At 63.7% G+C, this 26,089-nt stretch carries 20 protein-coding genes; 6 read left to right on the top strand and 14 right to left on the bottom strand.

Annotation, left to right across the window (positions count from 1 at the left end; all coding sequences use genetic code 11):
• Positions 1–18: 18 nt before the first annotated feature.
• Positions 19–849, bottom strand: a complete 831-nt coding sequence (locus J2Y48_RS20820) for an RNA methyltransferase (RefSeq protein WP_310421924.1) — start codon at positions 847–849, stop codon at positions 19–21.
• 10 nt (positions 850–859) lie between these two features.
• The gene (locus J2Y48_RS20815; RefSeq protein ID WP_310421923.1) at positions 860–1,246 is read right to left on the bottom strand and encodes a hypothetical protein; all 387 of its coding nucleotides are present in this window, start codon (positions 1,244–1,246) and stop codon (positions 860–862) included.
• A gap of 37 nt (positions 1,247–1,283) precedes the next feature.
• Between J2Y48_RS20815 and J2Y48_RS20810 the strand changes: the two genes are divergently transcribed.
• Positions 1,284–2,312 (top strand): RluA family pseudouridine synthase, encoded by a 1,029-nt coding sequence (locus J2Y48_RS20810; RefSeq protein ID WP_310421920.1) that lies wholly within the window; start codon positions 1,284–1,286, stop codon positions 2,310–2,312.
• Between the two features lie 268 nt (positions 2,313–2,580).
• The gene (rpoH, locus tag J2Y48_RS20805; RefSeq protein WP_310421917.1) at positions 2,581–3,486 is read left to right on the top strand and encodes an RNA polymerase sigma factor RpoH; all 906 of its coding nucleotides are present in this window, start codon (positions 2,581–2,583) and stop codon (positions 3,484–3,486) included.
• A gap of 81 nt (positions 3,487–3,567) precedes the next feature.
• Here rpoH and J2Y48_RS20800 read toward each other — a convergent pair whose 3' ends face one another.
• On the bottom strand, positions 3,568–5,802 hold the full coding sequence (locus tag J2Y48_RS20800; RefSeq protein ID WP_310421914.1) for a hypothetical protein: 2,235 nt from the start codon (positions 5,800–5,802) through the stop codon (positions 3,568–3,570).
• 70 nt (positions 5,803–5,872) lie between these two features.
• Positions 5,873–7,177, bottom strand: coding sequence for an adenylosuccinate synthase (locus J2Y48_RS20795; RefSeq protein ID WP_310421911.1), 1,305 nt, complete (start codon positions 7,175–7,177; stop codon positions 5,873–5,875).
• 193 nt (positions 7,178–7,370) lie between these two features.
• Here J2Y48_RS20795 and J2Y48_RS20790 point away from each other — a divergent pair, with 193 nt between their 5' ends.
• From J2Y48_RS20790 to J2Y48_RS20780, 3 genes are all read left to right on the top strand, one after another.
• Positions 7,371–8,258, top strand: a complete 888-nt coding sequence (locus J2Y48_RS20790) for a DMT family transporter (RefSeq protein WP_310421909.1) — start codon at positions 7,371–7,373, stop codon at positions 8,256–8,258.
• A 274-nt stretch (positions 8,259–8,532) separates the two neighbouring features.
• Positions 8,533–10,353, top strand: coding sequence for a methyl-accepting chemotaxis protein (locus J2Y48_RS20785; protein WP_310421904.1), 1,821 nt, complete (start codon positions 8,533–8,535; stop codon positions 10,351–10,353).
• Between the two features lie 198 nt (positions 10,354–10,551).
• A complete protein-coding gene (locus tag J2Y48_RS20780) occupies positions 10,552–11,445 on the top strand; it encodes an ELM1/GtrOC1 family putative glycosyltransferase (RefSeq protein WP_310421901.1) in 894 nt (297 codons plus the stop codon).
• 122 nt (positions 11,446–11,567) lie between these two features.
• On the opposite strand, the gene serA is transcribed toward J2Y48_RS20780, so the two are convergent.
• From serA to glmM, 7 genes are all read right to left on the bottom strand, one after another.
• On the bottom strand, positions 11,568–13,163 hold the full coding sequence (gene serA, locus J2Y48_RS20775) for a phosphoglycerate dehydrogenase (RefSeq protein WP_310421898.1): 1,596 nt from the start codon (positions 13,161–13,163) through the stop codon (positions 11,568–11,570).
• A 75-nt stretch (positions 13,164–13,238) separates the two neighbouring features.
• Positions 13,239–14,420, bottom strand: a complete 1,182-nt coding sequence (locus J2Y48_RS20770; RefSeq protein ID WP_310421895.1) for a phosphoserine transaminase — start codon at positions 14,418–14,420, stop codon at positions 13,239–13,241.
• Between the two features lie 176 nt (positions 14,421–14,596).
• The gene (locus J2Y48_RS20765) at positions 14,597–15,439 is read right to left on the bottom strand and encodes a porin family protein (RefSeq protein ID WP_310421892.1); all 843 of its coding nucleotides are present in this window, start codon (positions 15,437–15,439) and stop codon (positions 14,597–14,599) included.
• A 76-nt stretch (positions 15,440–15,515) separates the two neighbouring features.
• Positions 15,516–17,267: a GMC family oxidoreductase gene (locus J2Y48_RS20760; protein WP_310421889.1), complete on the bottom strand. Its 1,752-nt coding sequence runs from the start codon at positions 17,265–17,267 to the stop codon at positions 15,516–15,518.
• Complete coding sequence (locus J2Y48_RS20755) at positions 17,255–18,178, bottom strand: aldo/keto reductase (protein WP_310421886.1); 924 nt, start codon at positions 18,176–18,178, stop codon at positions 17,255–17,257. The genes J2Y48_RS20760 and J2Y48_RS20755 overlap by 13 nt, the downstream gene beginning before the upstream one ends.
• A 233-nt stretch (positions 18,179–18,411) precedes the next feature.
• Positions 18,412–19,254 (bottom strand): porin family protein, encoded by an 843-nt coding sequence (locus tag J2Y48_RS20750; RefSeq protein WP_310421884.1) that lies wholly within the window; start codon positions 19,252–19,254, stop codon positions 18,412–18,414.
• A 256-nt stretch (positions 19,255–19,510) separates the two neighbouring features.
• Positions 19,511–20,863 (bottom strand): phosphoglucosamine mutase, encoded by a 1,353-nt coding sequence (glmM, locus tag J2Y48_RS20745; protein ID WP_310421882.1) that lies wholly within the window; start codon positions 20,861–20,863, stop codon positions 19,511–19,513.
• A gap of 229 nt (positions 20,864–21,092) precedes the next feature.
• Here glmM and J2Y48_RS20740 point away from each other — a divergent pair, with 229 nt between their 5' ends.
• The gene (locus J2Y48_RS20740) at positions 21,093–21,485 is read left to right on the top strand and encodes a DUF1232 domain-containing protein (RefSeq protein ID WP_310421879.1); all 393 of its coding nucleotides are present in this window, start codon (positions 21,093–21,095) and stop codon (positions 21,483–21,485) included.
• Between the two features lie 57 nt (positions 21,486–21,542).
• Here the strand turns inward: J2Y48_RS20740 and ftsH are convergent, their stop codons facing one another.
• The 3 genes from ftsH to ybgF all read right to left on the bottom strand — a co-directional run bounded on the left by ftsH (position 21,543) and on the right by ybgF (position 26,032).
• Positions 21,543–23,465, bottom strand: coding sequence for an ATP-dependent zinc metalloprotease FtsH (ftsH, locus tag J2Y48_RS20735; RefSeq protein WP_310421876.1), 1,923 nt, complete (start codon positions 23,463–23,465; stop codon positions 21,543–21,545).
• 180 nt (positions 23,466–23,645) lie between these two features.
• On the bottom strand, positions 23,646–25,037 hold the full coding sequence (gene tilS, locus J2Y48_RS20730; protein ID WP_310421873.1) for a tRNA lysidine(34) synthetase TilS: 1,392 nt from the start codon (positions 25,035–25,037) through the stop codon (positions 23,646–23,648).
• Positions 25,038–25,054: 17 nt separating this feature from the next.
• Complete coding sequence (gene ybgF, locus J2Y48_RS20725; protein WP_310421870.1) at positions 25,055–26,032, bottom strand: tol-pal system protein YbgF; 978 nt, start codon at positions 26,030–26,032, stop codon at positions 25,055–25,057.
• Between the last annotated feature and the right edge of the window lie 57 nt (positions 26,033–26,089).

Raw genomic sequence — 26,089 nt, 5'->3', positions numbered from 1 at the left:
TCCGCTTCGATCCTGCGCCTATTGGACGCGACCGGCGAGGAGCGCCATCTGGTAGAGTGCGATGCCGCTTGCGGTGGCAACATTCAGGCTATCGAGGCCGGGCCTTTGTGGAATGCGCGCGGTATGGAAGCGGGACAGGATGCCTGGCGGAAGCCCCTTGCCTTCCGTGCCGGCAACCAGCGCCAGCCGGGGCGAAGCTTCGATATGAGCGATGGATGTCTCACCCCGTGGCGACAGGGCCCAGATGGCGAAGCCAGCATCCGCAAGACGGCCAAGGAGGGTGGTCGCATCCCCGCCCTTGGCGAAGGGAACGCTCAGGACCGCCCCAACGGACACGCGGATCGCCTTGCGATACAAGGGATCGCAGCAGGTGTCATCCAGCAGAACCGCATCCGCGCCGAAGGCGGCCGCATTGCGGAAGAGCGCCCCCATGTTGTCATGGTTCGAGATGCCGCAGGCGGCGAGCACGAGACTGTCGGCCGGAAGCGATTCAATCAGCGTGGCCGAGTCGGCAGCCTCTTCGCGCCGGCCGATCGCCAGCACGCCGCGATGCATGTCGAAGCCGGCGATCGCATTGAAGACCGCCCGGTTGGCCACGTAGACCGGCACCCCGGCCGGGAAGCACGCCAGTATCTCCGCAAGCCCGCCGAGCCGGTTCTCGAGGATCAGAATCGCCTCGGCACGAAAGCCGGAGGCACCCGTATGGGCGGCCGCCAGCATGCGCAGCACCACCGTCCCCTCGGCAATGAACCGCCCCTCACGTCCGACCAGATCGCGTTCGCGGATCGAGCGGAAGACCGTGATCCGCGGATCGTCGCTGTCGCTGATCCAGATCGGCTCCGCCGCCATCGGCAGCGTCCTACCGGCCGGTCACATCGATGTCGGCGACGATCCGGCCGGCAGCGATGTCGAACAGGATCGCCTTGCGCGCCCCGTCGGAAAGCGTCCCGAAGAACAGAATCTGGCCATTCGACTGGGAGACCGACGAGACGGTGAAGCCGTCCGGCAGCGCCACAGCGCCCGTGAGCGGCCCGTCGCTCGGCACCGAAAGCCCGGCAGAGATACGGCTTTCGGGCTTGCCATCCGTCCGCGTCACCTTATAGACAATGGCCGCGAGCACCGCCATGAACATGACGAGCATGATACCGCCCGAGACGAGTTGCAGCCGCACCATCTTGCGACGGACATTCTCCATGGCCGGATCGAGCGGCTTTTCTTCTTGTTCATCGATCTCGATATTCGACATGAGCGGTAGCGTCTCCGACAGGCAGGACAATCTTTGAATGAGCGACCCCTTTAAACAAGCCGACGACACAAGGAAAGTCCTGACCGCTGGTGAGGATGCCGCAGGCCGCCTCGATGCGTGGCTGGCGGACGCGCTCGGCGGCGAATATTCCCGCAGCCGCCTCAAGGCGCTGATTGAGCAAAGCGCCGTCCTCGTCAACGGCACGGCCGTCACCGAACCGAAGCGCAAGGTGCATCCCGGCGACGCGATCGAGATCACGCTTCCCGAACCCGAAGACCCCGAGCCCAAAGGTGAGGATATTCCGCTGGAGGTCCTCTACGAAGACAATGATCTGATCGTCGTCGTCAAGCCCGCCGGACTCGTCGTCCATCCGGCGGCCGGCAACTGGACCGGGACGCTCGTCAACGCCCTGATACACCATTGCGGCACGAGTCTCTCGGGCATTGGCGGTGTCCGTCGCCCCGGCATCGTTCACCGGCTGGACAAGGAAACGAGCGGTGTCATGGTCGCCGCAAAGAACGACGCGGCCCACCGGCATCTCTCCGCGCAGTTCGCCGACCACGGCCGCAGCGGCCCGCTGGAGCGCGCCTACCAGGCCGTCGTCTGGGGGCGCCCGAAGCAGTTGCGCGGCACGATCGACGCCGCCCTCGGCCGCGCCGGCGATCGCACCAAGCGCGCCGTAAAGCGCGAGGAAAGCGAAGACGCGCGCGAGGCGATCACCCATTACGAGGTGGTCGAGCGCTACGGCGAGAAGCCGGATGCGACCTGCCTCGCCTCATTGGTCGAGTGCGAACTGGAAACCGGCCGCACGCACCAGATCCGCGTGCACATGGCCCATATCGGCCACCCGCTGATCGGCGATCCCGAATATGGCGCCGCCTTCAAGACGAAGGCGAACCTTCTTCCAGAACGGGCGCGGGCCGTCGTAAACAGCTTCCACCGCCAGGCGCTGCATGCCTTCATGCTGCAATTCGAGCATCCGACAACAGGCGAGGTGATGCGCTTCGAGGCGCACGCCCCGGACGATCTGGAGACGTTGCTGGTGGCGCTGCGGGCGATGAACTGATCCGCGTCGGACGGGCGCTGCCCTTGAAAATCGGGCCCAGCAGCACGAAATATTGTGTTGACCGCACAAGTCGCACAATCATTCCGGTTTTCACCGCATCGTGAAACGACCGGCGCTTGAACCATTGTTTCGCCACACCTATCTTACAGTCTGTCGGGGTCGCCAAGTCCCGTCCCGGAGCATGATCACAAACGGGAAACCGATCCGGATCAAGCTCCGCTGAAGGCTTGCCTACAGAGGAAGCCGTACCAAGGAAGGGGGGTGCTTTATGGCCCGCAATACATTGCCATCCATTACGGCCGGTGAAGGCGGTCTCAACCGCTATCTCGACGAAATCCGCAAGTTTCCCATGCTTGAGCCGCAGCAGGAATACATGCTCGCCAAGCGCTACCAGGAACATGACGACCGCAACGCCGCCCATCAGCTGGTGACAAGCCATCTGCGCCTAGTGGCGAAGATTGCAATGGGCTATCGCGGCTACGGCCTGCCGATCGGCGAGGTCATTTCCGAGGGCAATGTCGGCCTGATGCAGGCCGTGAAGAAGTTCGATCCCGAGCGCGGCTTCCGCCTGGCCACCTATGCAATGTGGTGGATCAAGGCGTCGATCCAGGAATACATCCTGCGCTCCTGGTCGCTGGTGAAGATGGGCACCACCGCCAACCAGAAGCGGCTGTTCTTCAACCTGCGCCGGATGAAGAGCAAGATCCAGGCGATCGACGACGGTGATCTGAGGCCCGACCAGGTGGCGGAGATCGCCAAGAAGCTGCAGGTTTCCGAAGAGGAAGTCGTGTCGATGAATCGGCGCCTGTCCGGCGACGCATCGCTGAACGCGCCGATCAAGGCCAGCGAAGGCGATTCCGGCCAGTGGCAGGACTGGCTCGTCGACGACCGCGACAGCCAGGAAGAGACGCTGATCGAGCAGGACGAGCTTGAAACCCGCCGCGCCATGCTGGCACGTGCCATGACCGTGTTGAACGAGCGCGAACGCCGGATCTTCGAAGCAAGGCGCCTTTCCGAGGATCCGGTGACGCTGGAACAGCTCTCGTCCGAGTTCGACATCAGCCGCGAGCGCGTTCGCCAGATCGAGGTTCGCGCCTTCGAGAAGGTGCAGGAAGCCGTCCAGAAGCTTGCCACCGAACAGGCCAAGTCCGTCCGCGTCATTGAGGACGCGTAGGCGGCGACAACCCGGCAACAGCAACAAACGAAGAGCCCGGCGTCACCGCCGGGCTCTTCTGTATTTGGCATATGTCGTTAGTTATTGGCTGTTTGCCGTCGGCCCCAGTGCCGACCAGGCATTCATGACCGAAGTGAATACTTCCGCCCCGGTCGTGCCCTTTTCCAGCGTGATCAGGGCGCGCCGGCCGTTGCGATAGGTGATCGGGATATCGATCCAGTCGCGGCTCTTGAGCAGCTCGGTGTTGCGCGTGATCGCGTCCGGGAAGTCGTTGAGCGCGATCATATGGAAGTCCTCGGTGATCTTGGCGGGGACCGCGATCAGCGGGTCGCCACGATCCTGCTCCGTCTGCTTCATCGCCACGCGCTGCACGCTGTCGATGCTGCCGCCGTCGAACTCCGCCGGCAGCGCGAAGACGATCTCGACGAGGTGGCTCGCCGGAAGCGACTTGTCGGCGTTGCGCCGAAGCGTCAGTTGTGCCGTCAGGCCGTTCGATGGGACATTGACCTGCGCATGGATTACCGGCTCCGGCTTGGCATCGCCACCCGGCGACTCCTCGCCCTTGGACCAGACCACGGTGCCGTCGATCGCCGTCGGCGCAGATTGGCCGAGACGTTCCTCATAGAGGAACATCTTCTGCGAAACCCCGACCGGCGGCTGTTGGGCCGTAGCGCCCGCAGTCGTTGCGTTCTGCGCCGTTGCAGGTGCCGTCGCTGGCGGGGTACTGGCTGCGCCCTGCCCGGCCGTGTCGGTCGCCGGCGCGGCACCGGCGGACGTGCCGGCATCCGGCGCACCGTCGGTCGCCGTGGCTGCTCCGTTGGTGCCGCCGGCCGAAGCGGCCGCTCCAGCAGATGCAACCTCGGTGGATTGCTCAGCTACCGACTTGCCTTCTTCCGTGGTGATCTCGCCCGCGACGACGGCCGGTCCCTCGTCGATCTCCGTGCCGTCCGCAAGCAGGCGCTGCGTGAACTTCGACTTGCCGGTCTCAACGGAGGCGACCTGCGTGCCCGCCGTCTCGCTCTGGCTCTGGTCGCCCGTGGCCGTTGCACCGGATCCGCCATCGGCAACGCCCGTTTCACCCGACGGAGTCGCGGCCGGCGCGACCAGATCGCCGATCATCTGGTCGACGGTGTCACGGTTGAGCCAATAGGCCGCTCCTGCGCCGCCGATCACCGCAATCGCCGCCACCGCGGCACCCATCACGGCGAAATTGATCTTGCGCTTGCGCGGTTCGGCCCGAAATGGCCGCTGTCCGTTGCGCACCGCCTCGGTGATGCCCGCAGGCCCCGGCGCATCAGGCTCGGTCGCGGCGCTGGCGCCCGCATTCTTGCCCGGCTGATAGCCGATCAGATCCTCAAGATCGCCCCAGGCGTTGTCCTTGGCATTCGTCTGCTCGGGCTTCAAATCGCCGGTCGTCGCCTCGTCCGGCCAACTCCATTCCGTCGGCGGCTCGGCTGGGACTTCCGTGGATGCAAAATCCTGCGCGTGCTCCTCACGGGCGATCACCTCATGGGCGGTCACTTCGTCCGGCTCGGCATCCGCCGGTTCGTCGTTCCATTCCCACGGCATTGGCGCCGCTGTACCGCCAGACGCCTCGGGCGCAGCCGAACCAACAGCTTCGGGAGCGGCAGGCTCGTCGTGGACAAAGGTGGCAGGCGCGTCGTGGACAGACACGTCGGGGTGGGACGCAGCGGCCTGTTCAGCAAAGGCGGTATGATCATTGGCCGGATCTTCGACGGGCTGCAGGCCAATGAACGAGGGCCCCTGGTCCTCGGCCTCGACAGCCGCGTCGGGATGCGCCGTTTCGTCCCGCGCGGGAACGTCTTCCTGCGGCAGGCTCGCGGTCTCCTCAGCCCAGTGCTGGGCTGCCGGTTCGGGCTCGGTCGGCCGGAACGCGGGAGCCGGCTCGATGACCGGCGGTTCCGGCTCCTCGACCGGCTCTTGCGGGACGCTCGGCGGCTCTGCCATCGCGGGCTGCTCTTGTGGAACAGCCTCGGTGATCGGCTCCGGTGGCGGCTCGGCAGTCTCGGGCGGCTCCGGCACCTCGGCCGTCTCGATCACAGCCGGAGCGCTCTCTTCGATGGGCACCGCTTCGGCCGGAAGGGCCTCGGCGTGCTCGCTCTCGACCTCCGTGATCGCCGTTTCGAGCTTGTCGAGCTGACGCTGGACGAGTTCGTCCGATGGGCGCGGGTTCATCGCCTCGAGTTGCCGGCGCACCGCACCCCGAGCCTTGTCGTAGACCTTGCCCCGCATGTCCGGAGAATTGTCCGTGAGGCCATCAACGGCCCTACGAATGACTGCTACAAAATCCGCCATAAGAACTTTCTCGTGATCTCCGGCCTTTCGTTACTGCGAATCCAGTCCGGAACGGGTGTCAAATCAAATCCTAGTCCTCGAAGGGATCGGTCACAAGTATGGTGTCGTCTCGCTCGGGGCTGGTCGAAAGCAGCGCCACCGGCGCGCCGATCAGTTCCTCGACCTGGCGGACATACTTGATCGCCTGCGCCGGCAGATCGGCCCACTTGCGCGCGCCGACGGTCGACTCTTTCCAGCCTTCCAGCGTGATGTACTTCGGCACGACGCGGGCCTGTTGGCCCTGGCTCGCCGGCAGGTGGTCGATCTCCTCCCCGTCCAGCGTATAACCGACGCAAATCTTCAATTCGTCCAGGCCATCGAGAACGTCGAGCTTGGTCAGCGCGATGCCGGTGATGCCGTTGGTGGCAACCGATTGGCGCACGAGCGCGGCGTCGAACCAGCCGCAGCGGCGCTTGCGGCCGGTGACGGTGCCGAACTCACGGCCGCGCTCGCCGAGGAACTGGCCGATTTCGTCGGTCAATTCGGTCGGGAACGGCCCCTCGCCGACGCGGGTCGTGTAGGCCTTGGTGATGCCGAGGATGTAGCCGAGCGCGCCCGGGCCCATGCCGGAACCGGCGGCGGCCTGCCCGGCAACGGTGTTGGAGGAGGTGACGAAGGGATAGGTGCCGTGGTCGATGTCGAGCAGCGACCCCTGCGCGCCTTCGAACAGGATGCGCGAGCCGGCCCGGCGCTCCTTGTCCAGCATCAGCCAGACGGTGTCGCGGAAAGGCAGCACGCGGTCGGCGACGGAGGTCAGTTCCTGCATGATCGCGTCATGGCTGATCTCCTGTTCGCCGAGGCCGCGGCGAAGGGCGTTGTGGTGTGTCAGCAGCCGTTCGACCTTGGCCGACAGCGTCTCGAGGTCGGCGAGATCCATGACGCGGATGGCGCGGCGGCCGACCTTGTCTTCATAGGCCGGTCCGATGCCGCGGCGCGTGGTGCCGATCTTGACACCGCCGTTGCTGTTGGCCGCCGCATCCTCGCGGATGCCGTCGAGTTCACGGTGCAGCGAAAGGATCAACGTCGCGTTGTCGGCGATGCGCAGATTGTCGGGGGTGATCGTGACGCCCTGGCCCGCAAGCTTCTCGATCTCCGCGCAGAGTGCGTGCGGGTCGATGACGACACCGTTGCCGATCACCGCCATCTTGCCGGGGCGGACGACGCCCGAGGGCAGCAGCGAAAGCTTGTAGCTCGTGCCGTCGATGACCAGCGTGTGGCCGGCATTGTGGCCGCCCTGAAAGCGCACGACGATATCGGCGCGCTCCGAGAGCCAGTCGACAATCTTGCCCTTGCCTTCATCGCCCCATTGGGACCCGATCACCACGACATTGGTCATTTCGTCTTTCCTGCTTCTTGCGCGCTTGCTCGCGCACTCTTTACAAACCCGCGCATCTATACTGTGTAGTTTTTCCGAAAGCGACCCTGTTATAGGGATGCAACCCGCTTTTTGCGTGGCGGATTCGGCAAATACGACCTAACGCTGTGCCCGCTCCCTCGTTCGCAAACGCCCCGCCGATCGGAATATTGCCTTGAACAGCAAAGCCTATCTCTATCTCTGCGTGACCACGCTCTTCTGGGGCGGCAACTCCGTTGCCGGCAAACTGGCGGTCGGCCATGTCAGCCCGATGATGCTGACGACACTGCGCTGGTTAATCGCTCTTTGCGTCATTCTTGCGTTCATGCGGCCGCAGATCAAGCGCGACTGGCAGAAAATCAAGGCACATTTCCTACAGCTTTTCCTCTATGGCGCGTTCGGCTTCATGCTGTTCAACGCGCTTCTCTATTCCGCGCTGAAGCATACGAGCGCCATCAATGCGGTCATCGAGCAGGCGGGCATTCCCATGCTCATCTTCGCCTTCAATTTCCTCCTTTTTCGCACTCCCGCCTCTCCCGCCCAGATCGTCGGCTTCTCCGTGACCTTGATCGGCGTACTGACGACCGCGGCCCATGGCGACTTAAGCTCGCTGATGGACTTGCGATTCAACTTCGGCGACATGCTGATGCTGTTCGCCTGCATTGTCTACGCAGCCTATACGGTCTCGCTGCGCTGGAAACCGGCGATGCACTGGCAAAGCTTCATCGCCGTCCCCGTGTTTGGTGCACTGGTCAGCTCGCTGCCGCTTCTTTGGTGGGAGGCGGCACACGGCGGAATGATCGTGCCGGACACGACCGGCTGGATCGTCGTTCTCTACGCCGCGATCTTTCCCTCGCTGATGTCCCAGGTTCTCTGGGTACGCGGAGTGGAAATGATCGGTCCGAACCGTGCCGGCCTTTTCATCAATGCCATTCCGGTTTTCGGCATGCTCCTGTCCGTCCTGCTCATCGGCGAGAGCCTGCAGGTCTTTCATATGTTCGCGATGGGCCTCGTGCTGGGCGGCATTGCCGTTGCCGAATGGGGCCGCCCAAAGCAGGACTGATCAAGGTCGCGGCTTCAGCGCCTGTGCCCAGAGAACCGTCTCCCGATGGGCATGGCGGCGCCTGAACGCACTTGCCGATCCTCAAATTAGGGAGGCGGCATTTAACATTGGTTAGGCTTTTGCTGGTCAGTTCAGACCGTTCCTTGGAGTGCTATGCGTCGATGTAGACGTGCGAAGGCAGCTCTAAAAATCCTGAAACTGCGCGGAATGCCTCCTCTCGAAAGCCAGTCGGCCTGCGGGAATGCATGCCTGCATCCCCCCGGAGGGCTGACACTTGAAAAATCTCAAAATATCGACACGCATATACCTTCTGACCGCCTTGGCGCTTCTCTTCATGGCGGCGGCAATGACCTACAAGACGATCGACGCTAACGAGGAAATCGCGGCCGAGCGCCGCGCTATGCTCCAGAACGTCACCGCGACGGCGATCTCCGTCATCGCCGGCTACGAAGAACAGGAAAGAAAGGGCGAACTCTCCCGAGAGGAGGCCCAGAAATACGCACTCGAAAACGTCATGGCGATGCGCTTCGGCGCAGAGGGCTACTTCTTCGTCAATAGCTTCGACGGCAAGATGATTGGTCACCCGGTGAACAAGGAGCTGGTCGGAAAGGACGTGACGGGACAGAAGGACATCAACGGCAAGCTGTTCCAGGCCGAGCTCATCCGCCTTGCCCAGAACCCGGGCAGCGGCTACGTCGACTACCACTGGAACAAGCCTGGCCAGGCTGGAACCGTCGAGAAGTATGCCTATGTCGCCGGCTTCAAGCCTTGGGGCTGGGGCATCGGTACCGGCGTCTACGCCGACGATCTGGCCGCCCAGGCACAGACAACTCTGATCGTCACCGTCATCATCACCGGGCTTGCCGGACTGGCAACGCTCGCGGCTGCGCTTTCCATCGGCCGCTCAATCAGCCTGCCGATCGAGCGGCTCAAGGACGTGATGCTTGAGGTCTCCAAAAACGACACCCGGTCCGAAGTCCCGGACACCGGACGCAAGGACGAGATCGGCCACATGGCCGATGCGCTGGTGCTGCTGCGCGGCTCGGTCATCGAACGCAACCAGCTCGAGATCAGCCAACGCCAGCAACAGCAGGTGATCGACGACGAACGCAATGCCTCTGCCGAGCATCAGGCGGCCGTATCCCGGAGCCAGGCCCATGTCGTCGACCAGATTGGCGCGGCGCTCGAAAAGCTCGCCAGCGGTGATCTGACCTTCCAGGTCGGCGACCTTGGGGCCGACTACGAGAAGCTCCGTCGCGACTTCAACGGTGCGGTTGCCGCCTTGCGGTCCACCATCACCGCGATCGCCGACTCCACCAGTGTCGTCAACAGCAGCGCCGCCGAAATCAGCAAGGCCAGCAACGATCTTTCACAGCGCACCGAGCAACAGGCCGCTTCGCTTGAGGAAACCGCGGCGGCTCTCGACGAAATCACCTCGGCCGTTCAGAACTCGACGGTCCGCGCGGAAGAAGCCAAGCGAATGGTTGCCGAAGCCCGCAATGGCGCCTCCGCCTCGAGCGAGGTCGTCCGCAATGCGATCGATGCGATGGGACGGATCGAGAGTTCATCCTCCAAGATCGGCGAGATCATCGGTGTGATCGACGACATCGCTTTCCAGACGAACCTGCTGGCGCTCAATGCAGGCGTAGAGGCGGCGCGCGCCGGCGAGGCCGGCAAGGGGTTCGCCGTTGTTGCCCAGGAAGTGCGCGAACTTGCCCAGCGCTCGGCGAATGCCGCCAAGGAGATCAAAGCGCTGATCAACAGCTCCACCACCGAAGTCTCCGCCGGCGTCGACCTCGTCGAAGCCACCGGAACTTCGCTGTCCGACATCGAGCGACGTGTCAACGAGATCAACGACCGCATCGTCGCGATCGCGACCGCAGCCCAGGAGCAATCCGTCGGCCTGCGTGAGATCAACACTGCGATCAACCAGATGGACCAGATGACGCAACAGAACGCGGCAATGGTTGAGGAAACCTCGGCCGCCAGCCAGACGCTTGCCGGCGAGAGCGCCCAGCTTGCAAGCCGCATTGCGCAGTTCCAGCTGCAACCCGGACAGCAGCAGCAGAGCTACGCGGTTCGCCGCGCGGCGTAAGCAGCACCGAAATATACTGCCGACAAAGAGCCCGCCCCCGCACACGGTGGCGGGCTCTTCCATTCCGGGCATCCGCCGGTCCATGCCATTGTCTCGTTACGCCAGTTGTGCGAACTTCTTTGAAGACGAGTGAAGGATGGAAACTGGGGCCCGCGCCAATTGATAGCCTGGACCGTTAGCGAACCGAAAATCGGAACCTTGTCGCAATGTGTCGCCGTTGCCCGCCACTTTGATCCCAGCCCGACGGAGAAATCTTTCGTCGCCGGGCGCGGTTTTCGCAGGATATTTGATCCGCCGCTGTTTCGGCGCTCGGAACGCGCACCGGAACTCATCATCTCGTGTGGCTTTCGCGCCGAGAAGCGGGCACTGAGGATCAAGGCCGCCTATGGGGGAACGCCGTTGACGGTTCATCTTCAGCCGCCAAAGATCGACGGCTACGACATGGTTTTCGTGTCGCGCCATGGATGGCGGCCCGAATTCGAAGGCCGGCCCGGCTATTTCCAGATGCTCGGCGTGCCGCATCGTTTCTCCGCCCAGTTCTGGCAGGAGCGGCGTGCGGCTGCGCGGGAGATATACGCGCCCGAGGACGAGAAAGTGGCTGCAGTCTTTGTCGGCGGTCCGAACGACGCCTATGACTATGACGCGCCGGCGCATGAAGCCATCGCATCAGCGGTCAACGGACTGGTCGGTCAGAACTGGAAGGTCCTGATATCGGTATCGCGTCGGTCCACCGACCAGACCTTGCAGGCGCTCCTCAAGCTTCGTTCGAAACAGGTGGTCGTGTGGGACCGGTCAAGTCAAAATCCCTACATCGAGTTCGTCGCCGCTGCGGATGCATTCCTGATCGCCAAGGACTCCATCACGATGCCATGTGAGGCGCTGTCCACGGGACGTCCGGTCTACGTGCTTGAGCTCACCCAGGTTCCCGGGGAACGGCTGGAGAAGTTCGAGTGGTATCATCGCGACCTGCAGGAAACCCTCGGGTTGACGCGGTCCTTCAACGGCGAGTTGGCACCGTACGACTACCTACCGCCTCGCGAAACCGACAGGATTGCGGGTATCATCAAGGAGCGGCTGGCGGACGACGGGTAGAAAAGCCCTGTCGGTCAGGCAATCGGTGGCTGGCGATCGGCACCACAAGACCCGAGAGTCAAAAGGCCCACCCGGTTTCCCGGGCGGGCCTCTCTTCTCGTCATGCTTGGGAGGAGACGAATTCAGTCGACGTTGAAGACAAGCGGCTTGGCCTGGCGGATCGCCGGGTGGGCCGTCAGCTTGTCGAGCACGTCCTGCTTCACCGGCCCATCGACATAGAGCAGCGCGATCGCATCGCCGCCCTGCTTGTCGCGACCGAGCTGGAAGTTGGCGATGTTCACGCCACCCTCGCCCAGCGTCGTGCCGATGAAGCCGATCATGCCCGGCACGTCGGTGTTTGAGATGTAGATCATGTTGGCGCCGACATCGGCGTCGAGGTTGATGCCCTTTATCTGGATGAAGCGCGGCTTGCCGTCGGAGAAGACGGTACCGGCGATCGAGCGCGTCTGGTTGGCCGTCTTCACGGTCAGCTTGATGTAGCCGTCGAAGACGCCCGACTTGTCGCGCTTGACCTCGGAGAGGATGATCCCCTTCTCCTTGATCATGACAGGCGCCGAGACCATGTTGACGTCGGCGACCTGCGGACGGATCAGGCCGGCAAGCAGCGCGCTGGTCAGCGCCTTGGTGTTCATCCCCGCCGTCGCGCCGTCATAGAGGATCTCGATCTCCTTGATCGCGCTCTCCGTCACCTGGCCGACGAAGGCGCCGAGCACGTCGGCAAGCCGGATGAACGGCTTCAGCAGCGGTGCTTCCTCGGCGGTGATCGAGGGCATGTTGATCGCGTTCGAGACGGCCCCCTTGACCAGGTAATCCGACATCTGTTCGGCCACCTGCAGAGCGACGTTCTCCTGCGCTTCCGTCGTCGAGGCGCCGAGGTGCGGCGTGCAGACGACGTTCGGCAAGCCGAACAGCGGGCTCTCGGTGGCAGGCTCGACGGCGAACACGTCGAAGCCGGCGCCGGCGACATGACCGGACTTGATGGCTTCGGCGAGTGCTGCCTCGTCGACAAGGCCGCCGCGGGCGCAGTTGATGATGCGCACGCCCTTCTTGGTCTTCGCCAGGTTTTCCTTACCGAGGATGCCGCGGGTCTTGTCGGTCATCGGCACGTGCAGCGTGATAAAGTCCGCCTTGGCGAGCAGCTCGTCGAGTTCGACCTTGGTGACGCCCATTTCCTGGGCGCGCTCGGCCGACAGGAAGGGGTCATAGGCCAGCACGTGCATGCCGATGCCGATCGCCTTCTTGCAGACGATGCCGCCGATATTGCCGGCACCGATGACGCCGAGCGTCTTGCCGGTGATCTCGACGCCCATGAACTTCGACTTTTCCCATTTTCCCGCCTGGGTCGACAGGTCGGCGGCCGGCAGCTGGCGGGCGACGGCGAACATCAGCGCAATCGCGTGCTCGGCGGTGGTGATCGAGTTACCGAACGGCGTGTTCATGACGATGATGCCGCGGCGCGAGGCGGCCGGAATATCGACGTTGTCGACACCGATGCCGGCGCGGCCGATGACCTTGAGGTTGGCCGCCGCCGCGATCAGCTTTTCCGTCGCCTTGGTGGCGGAGCGGATGGCGAGACCGTCATAATTGCCGATGATCTCGGCGAGCTTGTCCTTGTCCTTGCCAAGCTGCGGCTGGAAATCGACTTCGACGCCGCGGTCGCGAAAGATCTGGACGGCGGTTTCCGACAGTTCGTCGGATACGAGTACGCGAGGTGCCATGAAGGCCTCCTTCATTCGTGCGATAGGAATTTGAGATCGGGGTGGCCTCGCCCGAAGGCGGGGCCGGTCGCGCAATCAGGCCGCAGCCTTGGAAAGCGATGCCTTCTGGGTCTCGTAGGCCCAGGTCAGCCAGGGCAGCAGCGCCTGGATGTCGGCGGTGTCGATCGTCGCACCGGCCCAGATGCGAAGGCCGGACGGCGCGTCGCGATAGGCGCCGATGTCATAGGCAATGCCTTCCTTCTCGAGGAGGGCGACGATGCCCTTGGCGAAGGCTCCTCGCGCGTCGGCGTCGAGCGCCAGCACGTCCTTGTCGGCAATGGTCAGGCAGACGGAGGTGTTCGAGCGCGTCTCGGGAATCTTGGCGAGGTTGGCGATCCAGTCGTTGTTCTCGACGAAGTCGAAGATCGCCTGAGCGTTGGCGTCGGCCCGCGCCCTCAGTGCCTTGAGCCCGCCGATCTCTTTGGCCCAGAGCAGCGCGTCGATATAGTCCTCGACGCAGAGCATCGACGGCGTGTTGATCGTCTCGCCCTGGAAGATGCCCTCGATCAGCTTGCCGCCCTTGGTCATGCGGAAGATCTTCGGCAGCGGCCAGGCCGGCGTGTAGCTTTCCAGCCGTTCGACGGCGCGCGGCGACAGGATGATGATGCCATGAGCGCCCTCGCCGCCCAGCACCTTCTGCCAGGAGAAGGTGACGACGTCGAGCTTGGCAAAGTCTAGGTTCTGCGCAAACGCGGCCGAGGTCGCGTCGCAGATCGTCAGGCCCTGGCGGGCGGCCGGAATGAAGGAGGCGTCGGCAACGCGCACGCCGGAGGTGGTGCCGTTCCAGGTGAAGACCACGTCGCGGTCGAAATCGACGGCGGAAAGGTCGGGAAGTTCGCCATAGGCGGCTTCGAATTTGCGGACGTCGGCGAGCTTGAGCTGCTTGACCACGTCGGTGACCCAGCCGGCACCAAAGCTTTCCCAGGCGAGCATGTCGACGCCGCGGGCGCCGAGCAGCGACCACAGCGCCATTTCGACGGCGCCGGTGTCGGAAGCGGGCACGATGCCGATTCGGTAGTCGGCCGGCACTTCGAGAATTTCGCGGGTAAGGTCGATGGCCTGCTTGAGCTTGGTCTTGCCGATCTTGGCGCGGTGCGAGCGACCGAGCGGAGCATCAGCGAGGGCTTCGAGCGACCAGTTCGGGCGCTTCGAGCAGGGGCCAGAAGAGAAATGGGTATTGTTCGGACGCACGTCCGGCGGGGTGACGGTCTTCGTCATGATGGCTATCCTTCCAGATAGAAAGCCCTTCGTTGGGGAAGGGTGTCCCGCCGCCGCAAATATGGGAGCGGTCTCTCTGAGTCAAGCCGATTATGTCGCGAGGAGAAAAATTCCTGCCGCAAATGGAAGCGGCGCGGGAACCAGCCCGCGCCGCGCAATCATCGGTTTAGAACACTTTACCAGGTCGTGACGCGGATACCGGCGCGAATCTCGTGCCGCTGGAACCCGTCATCGCTGGCCTTCGTGCCGGACGCGCCCAATGACTTTTCAAGGCTGTTGTAGCCGAACATCTTGCCGCCATCGATGTCCGAATAGCGGTAGCCGACGTCGAGTTTGACGCGGTTCGTCAGATCATAGGAGGCGCCCGCCATGAGCGCATAGGTGAAGCGCCAGCTTTCCTCGCCGGGGTTGGTCATCTTGCCCTGAGCGGTGCTGCTGCAAGTGCCGGCGCCATCGACGCAGGTCGCTCGGGTCGTGAGGTCGTCCCACTGGATGTTGGTGGCACCGATACCGGCACCGAGATAGGGCGTGAAGCCGGCATAGGTCCCGAGATCGACATAGCCGTTCGCCATGACGCTGATCGCGTCGAACCCCGAATCGTGGCTGAAGTCGCAGCCCGTGCCCGCATTCTCGCCCGGGCACGGTTGATTGATCCCCGACTCAGCATCGAAGCTGGAGTTGAAGAAGTCCGTCGTCAGGTCGGCGCGCATGAAATTGTTAAACTGGTAGCCCATGCCGAAACCATAGGAGAACGGCTTCGAGAATCGGCTGTCGTCGAAGCTTTCCCCGCTTGTGCTGCCGGAAAACGGATCGACATAGGTATAGGATGGATTGCCGCCGCTTATCGATGCGGAGTAGCCGAGGTCGCCGCGGATGTACCAGCCCTGTGCGACGGCGATCGTTCCCATGTCGACTTCCGGCGCCTGGACAACCGGATAGAGCTCGCCGCCAGCTTGGGCGCCGGTTGCCGAGAGGCCTGCGATCAAAGCGGCACCGAGAATTGTCTTTCGAACGATCATGTTTCGCCCCCACGCGACGGCCATAGGTCGGGCCGGTTAAGTGAAGCGAGTATTTCAGGGAAGGGTTAAGGGTCGGTTAAGTATGTTTGTTAACCACGACCGCCGTCGCACCCTGCCACAGCGCAACGGAGTGCCCCTGCGATTGGCCGGCTTCGCCGAAAGACAGAACGCCTTGACCGCGCCGCAGGTGCTCGGCCAGTCGCAGCGCGAGAGCGACGATCATGAAGGTCGGGTTGGCATGACTGCTCGTTGTAAACACCGAGGATCCCGCCACGAACAGGTTTCCTATGCCGTGCACCCTGCAATTCTCGTCGACGACACCGGCCGCTGGTTCCTTCGACATTCTCGTGGTGCCGACATGATGGGCCATGGTGTCAAACATGCGAAGGCGCGCACGCACCTGCTGTTCCAGTGCCTTTTCGCCATAGACGAGTTCTCCGGCACCACTGCGCCTGAACTGTTCCCTGACCAGCGCATGGGTGGCGATGATGGTCCGCACGTCGAGATCGGTGAAGGCGATCCTTGCCTCCGCACGGGGGACACCGAATGCGTCTCGCTCCGAGTGCAGAACAATGCGGCTGTCGGGATTCGGCAGATGCTCGGTCTGATAGACCAGACCGAAGCGGTTGTTCAGATCCTCCTTTCGCGGCAGGAGGATGGGCAGCCGGCGCTTGGCGAAAAATCGCTGCCTCGCCGCCTCGACGAGTTGCGGCACAAGTGCGGGGGCATCCTTCGCCATCCTGCCGATGTGCCTCAACAGCACCTTCCTGTCTCGCATGATCCCGGAAAAGTCGCGCTTTCGAGCGAGCGCGATCGAGAACTTGGCGACGAACACCGCCGATGAAAGGGCGCCCTCCGGCATCGCGTCCTCGCCATAGGGCGTCAGAAAACTGGCAACGGCATTGCCAATGCGCCATCGACGTTGCGCCGTCGGTGTTATCCAGAACCTGCGGCGAACGTATGTGTCCCCGTGCCGCTCGAAGCCGAAGATGAAACTGTCCCCGGGATCCGTCAGGCGGCTCCAGGCATGCATACCGCTCGGATGGGACATATAGAACCTGCCCACCCTGTCGAAAGCATTTCCAAGACCCGCCGAAGCAACATCATTCGAGGCAAGCAGCAGGCGAGCATTTTCGATGGCGCCGCAAGCCAGCACGATCCTGCGCGCCCGGACAATGAAGCGATGCTCGGGGCCTGACGCCACCTCAGCATACTCAACGCAGCCAGCTTCCGGATCGAACTTCAAGCCGACGACGGTGGCGTTGAGGACGGTCGTCAGATTGGCGTACTTGTCGAGCAGTGGTCCATACCGCTTTGCGAAGTTCGTAGGCGGTCCCCAGCGTTCGAGCGGCGAGGAAACCACACCGCCACCGTCGAAGCCGGCGATCATCTCGGCCTGACGGTCGGCGAAGGCCGCGCTTGCGTCGAACATCGGCTCGCCCACCTCGCAAAGAAAGGCGGCGCGGGCGAAATACGGCTGCACGTCACGCCACTCTAGCGGCCATCCACTGTACGGGATCCAGGGCCGACGCTCGAAATCGATCGGATCGAACGGGATGCAGCGGCCGCCCCAGGCAGTCGAGGTGCCTCCGAAAACGCGGCGACGATTGGTCTCCAGTGGCTCATGGCTGCCCGCAGGATGAACGGACCCACGCAGCAAGTCGCGCGATTGCGCCGTTTCGCGCTCGCCGCCGCTCTCGAGCAAGATCGTGCGCAGCGACGATCCCGCCAGTTCCATGGCGATGGTGATTCCGGCCGGCCCACTGCCTACGATCAGTACGTCGCACTCCAGGATGGTGCCTGCGGGCACAGTATTCAGCCGGGGCATCTCTCGGCCAACTCTTTGAAAGGAATGTTCCGCGTCGATACCACGCTCGCAATATTCTCCCTCAAATGGCCGACGTTCGTCGTCCCGGTGAGAATGGAGCTGACGAAAGGCTGTTGGGCGACATATCCCAGGATGGCCTGTCGGGGGGTGATGGCATAACGTCGGGCGAACTCGTCAAGGCGTTGTTCCTCGCCATGCGCAAAGACCCGATGCACCACAACCCCCTTGCCCGCCGCCGGCAGTGCAGACTGCGAGGCCGCCGGGCACCATGGATGCACCTCGGTCTGGGCAACCCGGAGAAGCGGATCGCGCCGCACCCGCTCCACGGATTCGTCGTGGGCAGCCGCGATACCGAAGTACCGCACCTTGCCGGCGCGCCGGATCTGTTCCATTGCCGCTCGCAATTCATCCGACAGGTCGAACAGCGCGGGTGGCTCGTGCAGGTAGAGAATATCCAGATAGTCGGTGCGCAGTCGGCGCAGGCTGGCGTCAATGGCGGTGACCAGGTAGCCTGGCGAGAAATCCTGTGCAATGGCGTTGGTTGTCTCAGCGTTCGTCCGAACGGTGGCCACCCAGGTCCGTGCGTGTCTGAACGGGCGCAACACGCGCTTCAAGAGCGGCTTTGCCATCTTGAGCATGCCGCCGGTCCTACCGAACCGGTAGCCGGCCTTCGTCGCCACGATGAAGCGGTCCCGACGGCCGCGAATGGCCTCACCGATCACGACTTCGCTGTCGCCCTGGCCATAGATATCCGCTGTATCGATAAAGTTGATCCCGAGATCCGCAGCCGCCGAAACAAGGTCAAGCGCGGTCCGGCGGGAAAGCCCGGACGAAACAGAGGTCAGCCGCGACGTCCCCAGCCCAAGGAGCGATGGTCGAAGGTCCGTATCTCCAAGGGCCCGGTGCTCCAACCTGCATCCCCCTCCGCAACAGCGGTTCGATATCAGCCGAGAAGATCATGGCCTTGCAGCATTGTCCATTTGCCTATTGGGCAGTGCCGCGTCAGGCGTTGGGCGTGCGATCACGTCGTCAGGGATCGGCCGGATGAGGTAAAACCGCCGCGCCTTCGTCCCGCCGCTTTCCGGAAACGACGAAAGCCGCCCGACGGTGCGAGCGGCTTTTGCTGGCATGCGTTGCGCGATCGTTATTTGTAGACGATAGGCTCCGCCGGCGGGACGTAAGGCACCTCGCAGCTGTTGAAAGTATAGCGCAGGCCGAGGCGAGCCTCGTGGATGTAGAAGCCGTCGTCATCGCCCGGGCCGCCGTTCATGGCATAGCCGAACATGTCGCCGCCGGCGACCTGGCGGAAGCGGTAACCGGCGTCGGCGGCCCAGTTGCAGGTCAGGTCGACGGACGCGCCCGCCATCAGCGCATAGGTGAAGCGCCAGCTGTCTTCGCCGTTGTGCTTGACCGAGCCGTCGCAGTTGCTGGGATCGTTCACGTCGCAGGACGTGTTGCGCAGGCTGCCCCAGTTGACCCGCGTCGCGCCGATACCGGCACCGACGTAAGGGGTCACACCGCCGAAACCACCGGCAACGCCGCCATAGGTGCCGAGGTCGACATAGGCATTGACGAGCAGGCTTAGCGCGGACATCGAGGCGCGATCGGTGGACACGCAGTTGCCAGCGACGCCGCAGCTACCGCTCGTCGAGCCCTCGAAATCGGTGTCGAACATGTAGTCGAGCGTCACGTCGGTGCGGAAGTAATCGTTCCACTGATAGCCGACGCCGCCGCCGATCACCCAGCTGTCATCGATATCGACGTCATCGAAGTCTGCATTGTAGCCGCCGGGGCCGCCCTGCCAATAACTGGCGCCGCGCAGGTGATTCCAGGCGTAACCGACATCGCCGCGCAGATACCAGCCGCTGGTTGCTACGACCGGCTCGATTGGTGCGATCGGGGCTGGCGTCGCCTGGTAGAGGTCAGCCGCAAACGCCGAAGAGCTCACAATCAGGGCTGCAAGGGCGGTACTCATTAACATTCTCATGGCCCAACTCCGTAACAAGATTGTCGGGCACTGCGGACGGACGCAGGACCCAATTCATCGATCGTCATGGATAATGGCGGGGAAAAGTTAAGTTGCAATTAACTACAGGCATTTACCCTAGGTGTTAACCCTCGGGTAAGAATTGCGAGGCCGGCAGTGGTCGTCGACGAACCGCGACGACTGCTTCCGGCAAAACAAAAAGGCCGAGGTGAAGACCTCGGCCTTTGAATAATTCTTCCTGCCCGGCGGACCAGCCTCAGGCGGCGCTGCGCACCGAACCGATGACGCCGACGAGTTCGTCGACGATGCGCTCGACCTTCGACCGGTCGTCGCCTTCGGCCATCACGCGGATCAGCGGCTCGGTTCCGGACGGGCGGATCAGCAGGCGACCGCTCTTGGCAAGCGCATTTTCGGCCTCCGCGATCGCCGCCAGCACGCCCGCGTCCTCGAGCGGCTTGCCGCCGGCGATGCGCACGTTTTTCAGGACCTGCGGCACCGGCTCGAAGCGGTTGCAGACCTCGCTGACCGGCTTGCCGCTGCGCTTGACGCAGGCCAGCACCTGCAGCGCCGCCACAAGCCCGTCTCCGGTCGTGCCGAAGTCGGAAAGGACGATGTGGCCCGATTGCTCACCGCCCACATTGAAATCGTGCTGACGCATGTGCTCGACGACGTAGCGGTCGCCAACCTGTGTGCGGTGCAGTCCGATCTTTTTGCTCTTGAGGTAGCGCTCGAGCCCAAGATTGGACATGACGGTCGCCACCAGGCCGCCGCCCTTCAACAAGCCGTCGGCCGCCCAGGTTTCGGCGATCACCGCCATCAGCTGGTCGCCGTCGATCAGCCTGCCGTTCTCGTCGACGATCTGCACACGGTCCGCATCGCCGTCCAGCGCAATGCCGATGTCGGCGCGGACCTCGTCCACCTTGCGCCGTAGCGCCTCGGGGTGCGTCGAGCCACAATCGAGATTGATGTTCGTGCCGTTCGGATCGGCGCCGATCGTGACCACGTCGGCGCCCAGTTCCCAGAGGGCTGCCGGCGCCACGCGATAGGCCGCTCCGTTCGCGCAGTCGATCACGACCCTCAGTCCATGCAACGTCACGTCGCGCGGCAGGGTGCGCTTGGCATATTCGATGTAACGGTCCTGAACGCCGTCGATGCGCTTCGCCCGGCCGATCTCGCCGGCATTGACGAGTTGTGGCACGGCATCGTTTTCCAGCAGCGCCTCGATCTGCATTTCCAGCTCGTCGGAAAGCTTGTAGCCGTCGGGGCCGAAAAGCTTGATGCCGTTGTCCTGGAAGGGATTGTGCGAGGCGGAGATCATCACGCCGATATCGGCGCGGAGCGACCGCGTCAGCATCGCAACGGCCGGCGTCGGGATCGGTCCGAGGACGAAGGCGTCGACGCCGGCCGCCGTAAAGCCCGCCACCATCGCGTTCTCGAGCATATAGCCGGACAGGCGCGTGTCCTTGCCGATGACGACGCGGTTGCGATGGGTGCCACGGCGAAAAATCGTACCGACGGCGATGCCAACCCGCATTGCGAGGTCTGGCGTCATTGGGAAAACGTTGGACTGGCCCCTGATGCCGTCCGTTCCAAAATAGCGACGCTTCATCTATGCTCCTGAATGTCGTGCCGAGCCGTCCACGGCTGCCCGCTGGGCGCTGTCGATCGCGGCTCTTTTCGCCTCTTTGCCACAGATCGAAACCGAGAGCACCTGAAATTCCGTTACAGGCCGTTACCAGCCGATACGGTCGAGCAACAGTCCATTGCGACGCAGCAGGGGGCCTGCCTAGAATGCGGCGCCAACGGCTGCAACCGGACAGCGGCCGACGGACATGCCGATGACCTGGATCGAAACAGCCAAGACCTGGGCCCGTGCGATCAAGCGCGACGTGGTCGTCCTCTGGCTCGCCGCCCGCGACCGGCGCGTTGCCTGGCCCGCCAAGGCCGTTGCGGCAATGGTTGCCGCCTACGCGCTCTCGCCGGTCGACCTGATCCCCGACTTCATTCCCGTGCTTGGCTACCTCGACGACCTGATCATCGTCCCGCTCGGGACGCTTGCCGCCCTGAAGCTGATCCCGCCGGAGATCCGCGCTGAACTCCGGGCACGGGCCGCCGAGCGGATCGCCCTGCCCGCTTCCCGCATCGGCATGGCGGTGATCGTGCTCGTCTGGATCGTGGTCGCGCTCGCACTTCTGGAACGCAGCCTGCCGATGCTGAAAGGCGCCGCGTGATCTTTCACGCGACGCCCCTGAAACGTCAGTACTTGTCGTTGACCCGCCGAAACGGTGTCACTGCGGCTGCGGCTCCAGCCCGCCTTCCGCCTCGCCGCCCTTCTTCTGGCCGGCCTTCGGCACAGCCGAGCCGCGATGCGGCGGGCTGTCGTCTCCGAGGTCGCGGGCCGGCTTCTCGCCGCGGATCAGCGCCTTGATCTCATCGCCGGTCAGCGTCTCGTATTCGAGCAGGCCCTCGGCCAGCGCCACGAACTCGTGGTGCTTCTCGGTGATGATGCGCTTGGCTTCGGCATAGGCCTCGTCGATCAGGCGGCGGATCTCGTTGTCGATCTTCTGGGCGGTGGATTCGGACACGTTCTTCGACTGTGCCACCGAATGGCCGAGGAAGACCTCCTGCTGGTTCTCGCCATAGGCGACCTGGCCGAGCTGGTCGGAGAAGCCCCACTGCGTCACCATGGCGCGCGCCAGCTTCGTCGCCTGCTCGATGTCGGAGGAAGCACCAGAGGTGATGTTCTCCTTGCCGAAGGTAATCTCCTCGGCGACGCGGCCGCCCATCATGATCGCAAGGCGCGACACCATCCACTTGTAGCTCATCGAATAGCGATCGCCCTCGGGGAGCTGCATCACCATGCCGAGCGCGCGTCCGCGCGGGATGATCGTCGCCTTGTGCAGCGGATCGGCCATCGGCACATTCAGCGCCAGGATCGCATGTCCCGCCTCGTGGTAGGCGGTCAGCTTCTTCTCGGCCTCGGTCATGGCGGACGAGCGGCGCTCCGCACCCATCATGATCTTGTCCTTGGCGTCCTCGAATTCCTGCATGGTGACGAGGCGCTTGTTGCGCCGCGCCGCCATCAGCGCCGACTCATTGACGAGGTTCATCAGATCCGCGCCGGAGAAGCCGGGCGTGCCCCGCGCCAGCACCTTGAGGTCGACGTTGGGGGCCAGAGGCACGTTGCGCACGTGAACCTTGAGGATACGCTCGCGGCCGACGATGTCCGGGTTCGGCACGACGACCTGGCGATCGAAGCGGCCGGGACGCAGGAGCGCCGGGTCGAGCACGTCCGGGCGGTTGGTGGCGGCGATCAGGATGATGCCCTCGTTCGCCTCGAAGCCGTCCATCTCGACCAGCAACTGGTTCAGCGTCTGCTCGCGCTCGTCGTTGCCGCCGCCCAGGCCCGCGCCACGGTGACGACCGACAGCGTCGATTTCGTCGATGAAGATGATGCAGGGCGCGTTCTTCTTCGCTTGCTCGAACATGTCGCGAACGCGGCTTGCGCCGACGCCGACGAACATCTCGACGAAGTCGGAGCCGGAAATGGTGAAGAACGGCACGTTCGCCTCGCCGGCGACCGAGCGGGCCAGCAGCGTCTTACCGGTGCCCGGAGGTCCGACCAGCAGAACGCCGCGCGGGATGCGACCGCCGAGGCGCTGGAACTTTTGCGGGTCGCGCAGGAACTCGACGATTTCCTCCAGGTCCTGCTTGGCCTCGTCGACGCCGGCGACATCGGCAAAGGTGACGCGGCCATGCGCTTCGGTCAGAAGCTTCGCCTTGGATTTGCCGAAACCCATCGCGCCGCGCGAGCCGCCCTGCATCTGGCGCATGAAGAAGAGCCAGACGCCGAGGATCAAAAGCATCGGCAGCAGCGTGCCGATATAGCTCAGGAAACTGTTGGAGCCGTCGCTCTCAGGACGGGCATTGACCACCACGTTCTTCGCTTCCAGCCGCTCCAGCAGCGCGTCATCGATGGCCGGCGCATAGGTCTGGAAGGTGGTGCCGGTCTCCACATAGCTGCCGACGACCTTGTTGCCCGTAATCACGACCTCCTTGACCCGGCTCGCATCGATCTCCTTGAGGAACTGCGAGTAGGGAACATCCCGCGAACCGGTCTGCGCCGGGCTCGTCTGGAACATGCTGAAGAGAGCGATCAGCAGGAGCGCTATGATGGCCCAGAGGGCGACATTGCGGAAATTTGGATTCATCGGGCTTTCCGGGCGTTTTCTCGGCTACAGGTGTTGTGCCGTCTCATTTGCACCTAACATAGGGTCGCAGTACCGCCTTGCCAAGGCAAACCGAACGGCCCTCGGCCATTTCCGGAATTATCGTTGACGGCTATGGCGGATTTGCGGTTTCGGCGACATTTCGCGACGACAACACCCCCCTTATGCACCACCCGGGCGATTTTCACCACAACGCGAGTCGTCGCACCCCAACCGAATTGGCGGGGCGGGATATGGCGGAACCGCAAACAGTGCAGCAATCGCTTGCGCCAGCGGCAGATCGAAGACCGGGAGATAGCGGTCGTAGGGTGAAAGCACCGGCTCGAGAGAGAAGCGGTCGGGCCCTGCCCGTTCATCGCCCGCCAGTACGAGTGGACGGCTGCGCGCCACCCGCCTGACCACGCCCGATGGTACGTCGTCTGCGGCAATGCTGTGTTCGTGCGCATCCGCCGCGGCCCGGACAATCAACTCCCCGCTCGACCGGTTGTGTACCCGCCAACGACTGTCCCAGATCGATCGATCGTGCGGCGCAACGGTGACAGGCGCAATATCTCGATGCTCGCGGTAGAGAAACAGACCCTCGCGGCGGCGGTCGAACACCACCCTGCCCGCGGTCATCCGCGACAACCTTGCGCTTTCGAGAAACACCCTGAGACGTTCCGATGCATCCGTTTCCAGTTGGTGCTCGCGGCCGCCGAGGACTGCGACCAGCGCCAGCAGCGCGCGCCATTCCGGCTTCCCACCCAGGAGCGCCGGCACCGCCGAAGCCGGCAGCCGTGCGAATGCGGCATCGAACACCCGGACCTGACCGGACAGGAACGCGGCACCCTGGTGTGAAGTCTGCATGCGCAGTTCCGACGCGCGCGCCGGGTCGCCTGCCTCCGCCGCATCGGTGGACATGGCCGCTCCAGCACCACCGTCCATCCCGTCCAACCGGACACGAACGCGTTCGAAGGTGCGATTGAGGTTGCTCGGATCCTCGATCCAGTCCTGGCCGATCGCTTGCAGGTAGGCGCGAATATCGGCCCGCGGCACGTCAAGGAGCGGTCGCAGCACCCATGTACTGCCGAACACAAGCGTCGCCGATGCAATGCCGGCAAGGCCGGCGCCCTCGCTCCGGCGCGCCTTGCGCATGGCGATCGTCTCGAGCTGGTCATCGCGACTGTGCGCTGTCAGGATCGCGTCGGCGTTATTGTCGCGCGCGACTTCCGACAGCAACGCGTGGCGCGCGTCCCGTGCCGCGGCCTGGATGCCGGCTGCAGGTTTGGGCCCGTCCCAGCGGCGCGACACTTGCGAAATACCCCGGCGCGCACAGAGCGCTGCCACCCAACGAGCTTCGTCGGCGGAATTGGCGCGCAGCGCATGGTCGATGGTGCAGGCAAGAAGGGAAAATCCGCCAAAGCGTCCTGCTTTCAGCGCATCATCGAGCGCGAGCAGCAAGCCGATGGAATCGCCGCCACCGGAAACGGCAACAAGCAACCTTGCGGGTTTGTGGAAACTTTTGAGAAATTGGGCGATCGTTTCGTCGATGCCCGGGCTCTTGCGACCGTTCACGACGTCGCTCCGTCGTATCAGCAGGCGAGCCGGCTCTGCTCGCTGGCGACCTTGGTCTTCACGGCCTTGGAGGCATTCGGATAGCGCTTGCCGACTTCGCGCAGCGTCGCACAGGCGGTTTCGCGGTTGTCGAGCGCGGCAAGCGACATGCCGAGCTTCAGGAGCATCTCGGGCGCCTTCTTGGACTTGTTGTAGGTCTGGTGCGCGTTCAGGAACGTCTTGGCGGACTCGTTGAAATTGCCCTGCGAATACTGTGCTTCGCCCAGCCAGAAGCTGGCATCCGCGGCCTTGTCGCCCTCGGGAAAGATGTCGAGATAGTCGCGGAACTCCTTCTCGGCCAGCGCGTAGTCGCCCGAGAGCACGTGGCCATAACCCGCCTTGTAAATCTCATCCGGATTGTCGAGCGAACCGCTTGCCTGTCCGCCGGCCGTCGGCAGACCGCTATCGATGTCCGGAAGCGACCCGCTGCCGACCGAAGCGCTCTCGTTCTTTTCGGCACCGATCTGGTTACCCTGCTCGTCGAAGCGGATCGTGCCGAGGTTCTGCTCCTGCGGCGCCAGACCGCCGGCGGAGGCCGTGTCGGTCGTGCCCGCGGCGGAAGGATCCGCCGGGAGCTCCGTTGCTGCCGTCTGGCTGGTGTCAGAACTCTGGCCGAGCGGCTTGTCCAGCGCGCCGCTCTTGCCACCGCCCTTGCCGCTCTCCAGGTCCTGGAAGCGGTATTCGTTGTCTTCCTGCGTCTTTCGCAATTGCTCCTGCATCTGCAGCAGCTGGAAGCTCATCTCCTCGATCCGGCCGTTGAGCGAGCGGATCTGCTCTTCGAGCTGGCCGATGCGCATCGCATCGTTGGCCTGGGCCAGCACGACCCCGTTGTCCGCCTTGCCGGTAGCCGGCATCAAGCGGTTCGCCAGCGCCGAGAGCGGAGACGCGTGCAGCGCGTCCACTGGCCCGGCGAGAGCTGCCAAGCCGATCAGGCTTGCCGCGACGATTTTCTTCATATCTTTGTCCCGTTCGTCCGATTTGCGCATTGTCGCGCGCGCCGCAGGTTTTTCCAA

Origin of the sequence: Mycoplana sp. BE70, assembly GCF_031455855.1 — a bacterium.
In the GTDB taxonomy this organism is placed as follows: domain Bacteria; phylum Pseudomonadota; class Alphaproteobacteria; order Rhizobiales; family Rhizobiaceae; genus Mycoplana.
The sequence above is the reverse complement of the archived record's forward strand: the minus strand, read 5'-3'. Positions and strand labels throughout refer to the sequence as shown.